This window comes from Rhodococcus phenolicus (assembly GCF_001646785.1).
Classification (GTDB): Bacteria; Actinomycetota; Actinomycetes; order Mycobacteriales; family Mycobacteriaceae; genus Rhodococcus; species Rhodococcus phenolicus.
Map to the genome: position 1 here is coordinate 1 of NZ_LRRH01000047.1, position 4679 is coordinate 4679.

Sequence of the window (4679 nt, forward strand, 5' to 3'; positions counted from 1 at the left end):
CGCGCGGCCGTCGGTCCTGGCCGAGCAGACCGACGAATGGGCCGAAGGCCGCCGATACCTCGGCCTAGAAGTGCTCAGCCGCTGCCGGCTCACCCTGACCACCAACACCGACACCAGCCAGGCGACGGAGGTGAGCACCGATGAACTGATGCAACTACCCGCCTGACCACCAACGAAGGATCAAAAACGAGTTACACCACTACCAGGGGCTTGACCTCCAGCAGGTCACCGGTGGCCGGGAAGTCGCTGGTGGCGCGCACCAGGGTCGCGATCACCGCGTGTCCGAGCACATTCGGTGCTCCGGTGAGGGCGGCGCGCCCGGGCGACGAGGGCCGGATCGGAATCGGGATTGTCCAGCGCCGTGGCGATGAACTCTGTTGCGTCGTCGTAGGTCCTCGCTGCCCGGGTGGCGGCGTCGGCGGACACCCGCTCGCGGGGAGCCGGGCCGAGTCCTCGGATCGGCAAGGCTGTGCCCCACCAGCGGGTCGGTACAACCCAGCGGTCCTCGTCGGTAGCGGTGTCCATGCCGGCGATTGTTACCGGCGGTACCGACACCCGCCCGACGACGCGCCACTGAGACAAATGCGGATCTTAAAATGCCACAATCTATCGTGGCAGGGTGAAAGTGCCTCTGGACAATGGCTGGGCGGGCGAAGGCCCGTATGCGGGGTGGGTTGCGTATTCGTTTGCTCTTCCATACTTGGTTCCTTTGGGTGCGGAACCGGTGCTCATCCATGTCGATGACGAGTACTTGCGGAAACGTGGTGTCGAGCCACAGGGGTTCGACGATGCATGGATGCATACTCCGTTGCCGGTCTCCCTTCTGTGGTCAGCCGAGTCTCATGGGACCGATCCCTTTGTGGAAGAGACAGTCCTGGCTTCGACAGTTCTGGCGCGCATAACTGGCCGAGAGCTGCGGCAGACACATGCTGACGACGACGAGAGGCAACGTTCGGTGGTAGTCGTTATGATCCCGGTCAGGGGTCGCGACGCTGCATTCACACCCCCGCACGACGGCAAGTTGGACCCGCTGACTCTTGCTCATTGGTTGGTTGGTGACGTTCTTCGCTCGCTGCGGATCGTCACCAATGCACCCTTCCCCGAGTTGCGTTACCGATCGTTGCACCCATTTGTGCCGGCAGCCTTCGGTGCTGTCGACCCCAGCCATGGGATTCGTTTCGATGAGGATCCGGTGATGCTCGTACTTGATCACATTCCGATACACGCGGTCAGGCTGGGGGCAGTGGACCGCGCCGCCGTTGGCAACGTCTTCACTCAGCTCACTCAGGGCAGCGTTGCAGCTTCGATTCGCGATCACCTGGTGCGTGGTTTCGCAGAGCACGAGTCCGGTGACTACCGCGCGTCGGTACTTAGCTTTGCGATCACATGCGAGGTCATGCTCGACAGTGCTTTGGCAGCCATGCTGTGGGAGGAAGGCATGACAGCCGCGGACGCTGCACGGATATGGGTCGACGCAAGTTCGATCACTTCCCGCGTCAAGAAGATGTACGCAGATCGGCTTGGCGGCGACTGGCGCTTGGATGTAAGCAAACCGATCGGGAGGTGGCGCGAAAATGTTGTCGATGTCCGCAACAGCGTTATCCATTCAGGGCGCACTCCGTCGGTCACAGAGTCCTCAGCCGCAAGCCGCGGTACCTCCGAACTGATTTCGTTCATAACAAAGCGCCTGGTGCTGAAGTGGACGAGGTACCCGAAGACGCTGGCGGTATTGTGCGGGCCGAGTTCGGTGGAAGAGCACTCCTCTAAAGCGCAACGCGTGAAGATACTCAAGGAGATGGAACGCTGTTCTGCATTCGCGGTCGACTTTCACCGTTGGCGCGATGATTGGCTCAAGGAGCGCGCCTTGTTGTAGCCGCGAGTGCAGTCATGCGTCCTTGCCGTGTACTTCGTTTCCCTCGTTGTCGCGCGGTACCAACCTCATCGACAACCCGTGTGGTCGTGGGGTCGTCCTGATGCGATACAGAGCCCCCACGCGCTGCACCATCCGTCGCGCGACTTGCAATTGAGTGAGGAATAGCTCCCGATTGGGTTTTACCTGAATGAGGTGGCCGTGCTCGTACAGTTGGGTGCTCCGCACCTCGGTGGTGATCTCTCTCAACGCCCATGTTTTTGCATGGCTGACACCTGAGCAGAGTCGCCACGCGGTGAGGAGCGACTGCGGGTGCTGCGGAAGGTCATCAATCGAACTTATGAGCTTTTGGAACCCTCCGGGGTCTCCGTTTCTTAAATTGATCCGAAGTTTCGCTGCAGCGTCGGTTGCCCACTGCTGCCGCTCCACCTGCTCCTCGACTTCGAGAGGCGTTCCGCTGTATGCCTTCTCTGCGTAATGCCACGAGTCGCGGTGTTGCCAGATCAAGCGTGCCAGCCGGGTATCGACATCGTCGGGGGCCAACAACCATGTTGCCGCTCCCGCAGACTCGTACGCTGCGCGCAGGAGCGCGAACTGGGGGTTTGTCCACTCCCCGTTCAGCACCAGTGCGCATGCCGCTTCGATGCACTCCACGGCGTGGTTCAGCCCTCGTCGGACCACAGTAGTCGCCCAGATGTCCGGGAAACGGTCCTCATCCACAGCGAGGTCACACTTGGGGACGGAGTGCCCTAGGGGAATCGCATCGGCTGTCTCCTGGACTCTGAGCACCTCTTCCAGTGCCTGCGAGATCGATTGATCGAGAGGAATACTCATGATCTGAGTATTCCTCTCATCCGTGCAGTCGGGCCTTCCAACAACACCTCTGAGAGATCCGGCTGGTGCTGTCGTTAGGACTACGTAATGCCGTGTTGCCCGACTCCGTACAGGCAGTTACACGCCCCTGCCCGACGTTTCTACTCGCCGCAGGTGTGACGACATACTCGACAGTCCTAGGAGGACGGAGCGTGTCACCGAGCTCGTGCACGCGATGCATCTTGACCATGTTGGGAGCTATCAGTGGATCTCCCAACGTCGAGGTGCCCGGTTTCAGCTCGAAACATCATTAGCGCCCTGAACGACTTAGCTGGTGGGCAGGCCTTTCGAGTCTCTTGGGACGATCTCTGCGGTGATGCCGAGCTCCCCGAGTGCTCGGACGGCCCGACTGACGAATTGGGTCTGGCCGTCTGCGCCGAGACGGATTATTGCTCGAGTAGTTCCGTCGTTTTCCTCAGTGAAGAAGAAGTCTTCGAAGGGGACTTTGTACTGTTCAAGAATGTTCTGGACGCCTTGTACTCTCGCCCTGGCTGCTGAGTTCGCCATGTGGCGCTCTCGTTCCGCAACTTCGGCAAAGGTCAAGTCAAATAGTCGCTCAGCCTCCAGCCGTGATGCGTTTGCGCTGCTGCGCTCCAATGCCGACATGCGATCGAGAATTTCTTGCAGTAGTGATTCGGCAGAGACAGACGGCGCGACTGGCTGTTCGCCGGCGTGTCTGATGACGTCGGAGATACTGCTTTCGAATTCGTCCCATGACCATTCGAAGCGTGCTTCTACCATGGCCCACTTGGTTCCTGCGACTTCGCTAACGGCCTTCAGCAGCTCCCGCATGCCCTCTTTGTTGACTTTCCGTTCATCGCTGCCGTTGGCGTCGCCGGGGTCTTCGGCGTCGGTGCGCTTGGTCAGCATTACGCCCTGGAATTGACGGATGGGGCCCTCAATCTGGTAGAAGGAGTCGAAGTTCACGAGCAGGGGTATTACGCGTGAACTGCGGCCCTCGAATCGCTTGGACAGCGCCTGCCTCGAAGTTGAGCCAGGTGCTGTGTTGGTTGGCGGTCGTGACGACGATAATCCCGAATTCGCTTTCGTTCAGCCGGTCCTCGATAACCTGCAACGCTCGGGTGCCTGCCTGAATGTCGATGTCGGACATCCATGGGTCTACGCGGTCGAGCATCTTTGGCAGCCAGTCCCGGATCACCCGGGTGATGTCGCGTGCGAAGTCGCCCGACCAGCTTGTGAATACCTTCAAATCACCGTCTGCCATGTGGTGGAGAGTACCGGTGCGCCTAGAGGACGTCCGGGTGCTGTTGCTAGTGCGGTGGTCGGCGTGCCGACGTTGGGTGACCAGATACACGATGCGTCTCCGTCCCGGAGTTTGTGCTGGAGCGTCGGATCTAGTTTCCGGTAACGGAGGAGATGGTTAACCGTGGCGAAGAGGTGCTGTCGTGGGAATGAAGTCTCGACTACTTGAAGCGGTCCGCGCAGCGTCGCGGCCAGGACTAGTTCGACGAGGGGGAGGCGCTGAGCTTGCGTGAGGGGTAGGTGGAGGCGTTGCTGATGACGGCGCGTCTGGGTGGTGTGGTCGTGGTGGATGCGACGGTGGACGAGGCGGTGGTGGGGGCGTGATGCGTTCGGTGGTGATCGAGTGGACTGGGGTGTCGTCGCACTGTGCGGTGGTGAATGTGCCTGCGGTTTTCGATCCGGAGGTTGTGGAGTTGGGTGATGCGTTGGGTTCGCTCGAGGATGATGGTTTTCTGGGGGTGGTGCGGGAGGGGATCGTGGTGCGGTTTGTGGGATGCGCCTGATCCGGCGGCTGAGGGGTTGTTCGGTTGTTGATGGGGTGGGGGGCCGGGTCGTGTGTGGCGGTCCGGCTTTCTGCTGTGTCGGCGGTGGTGTGTCGTGGTCTGGGTGCGTCCCTCGGCGGGTGTGCCCGGTGGTGGGTGAGGGTGCGGATTTGTGCTGTGAGCTGGGGTGA

Annotated in this window: 6 protein-coding genes and 1 pseudogene; 3 read left to right on the forward strand and 4 right to left on the reverse strand. The window is 60.7% G+C overall.

Annotated features, from left to right (window positions below; genetic code table 11):
* A pseudogene (locus A8G15_RS30635) lies at positions 1 to 166 on the forward strand (IS256 family transposase); the annotation flags it as partial.
* 59 nt (positions 167 to 225) lie between these two features.
* Here the strand turns inward: A8G15_RS30635 and A8G15_RS30640 are convergent.
* Positions 226 to 525 carry a hypothetical protein gene (locus tag A8G15_RS30640; RefSeq protein WP_156665394.1) on the reverse strand — a complete coding sequence of 100 codons (300 nt, stop codon included), beginning with the start codon at positions 523 to 525 and terminating at the stop codon, positions 226 to 228.
* Between the two features lie 94 nt (positions 526 to 619).
* On the opposite strand from A8G15_RS30640, the gene A8G15_RS14025 reads away from it, so the two are divergent.
* Entirely contained in the window at positions 620 to 1873 is a 1254-nt protein-coding gene (locus A8G15_RS14025) for a hypothetical protein (protein WP_156665395.1), read from the forward strand.
* Between the two features lie 12 nt (positions 1874 to 1885).
* Here the strand turns inward: A8G15_RS14025 and A8G15_RS14030 are convergent, their stop codons facing one another.
* The 3 genes from A8G15_RS14030 to A8G15_RS14040 all read right to left on the reverse strand — a co-directional run bounded on the left by A8G15_RS14030 (position 1886) and on the right by A8G15_RS14040 (position 3968).
* Positions 1886 to 2704, reverse strand: coding sequence for a hypothetical protein (locus tag A8G15_RS14030; RefSeq protein WP_156665396.1), 819 nt, complete (start codon positions 2702 to 2704; stop codon positions 1886 to 1888).
* Between the two features lie 306 nt (positions 2705 to 3010).
* Entirely contained in the window at positions 3011 to 3670 is a 660-nt protein-coding gene (locus A8G15_RS14035) for a hypothetical protein (protein WP_068160362.1), read from the reverse strand.
* The gene (locus A8G15_RS14040) at positions 3642 to 3968 is read right to left on the reverse strand and encodes a toll/interleukin-1 receptor domain-containing protein (protein ID WP_068160365.1); all 327 of its coding nucleotides are present in this window, start codon (positions 3966 to 3968) and stop codon (positions 3642 to 3644) included. Before A8G15_RS14040 ends, A8G15_RS14035 begins: the two co-directional genes overlap by 29 nt.
* 358 nt (positions 3969 to 4326) lie before the next feature.
* Here A8G15_RS14040 and A8G15_RS30645 point away from each other — a divergent pair, with 358 nt between their 5' ends.
* A complete protein-coding gene (locus A8G15_RS30645; protein ID WP_156665397.1) occupies positions 4327 to 4509 on the forward strand; it encodes a hypothetical protein in 183 nt (60 codons plus the stop codon).
* Positions 4510 to 4679 lie beyond the last annotated feature (170 nt).

Excerpts from the sequence above, each read along its gene's own strand:
- A8G15_RS30640 (WP_156665394.1), bottom strand. The coding sequence starts at position 525 with ATGGACACCGCTACCGACGAGGACCGCTGGGTTGTACCGACCCGCTGG.
- A8G15_RS14040 (WP_068160365.1), bottom strand. The coding sequence starts at position 3,968 with ATGGCAGACGGTGATTTGAAGGTATTCACAAGCTGGTCGGGCGACTTC.
- A8G15_RS14030 (WP_156665396.1), bottom strand. The coding sequence starts at position 2,704 with ATGAGTATTCCTCTCGATCAATCGATCTCGCAGGCACTGGAAGAGGTG.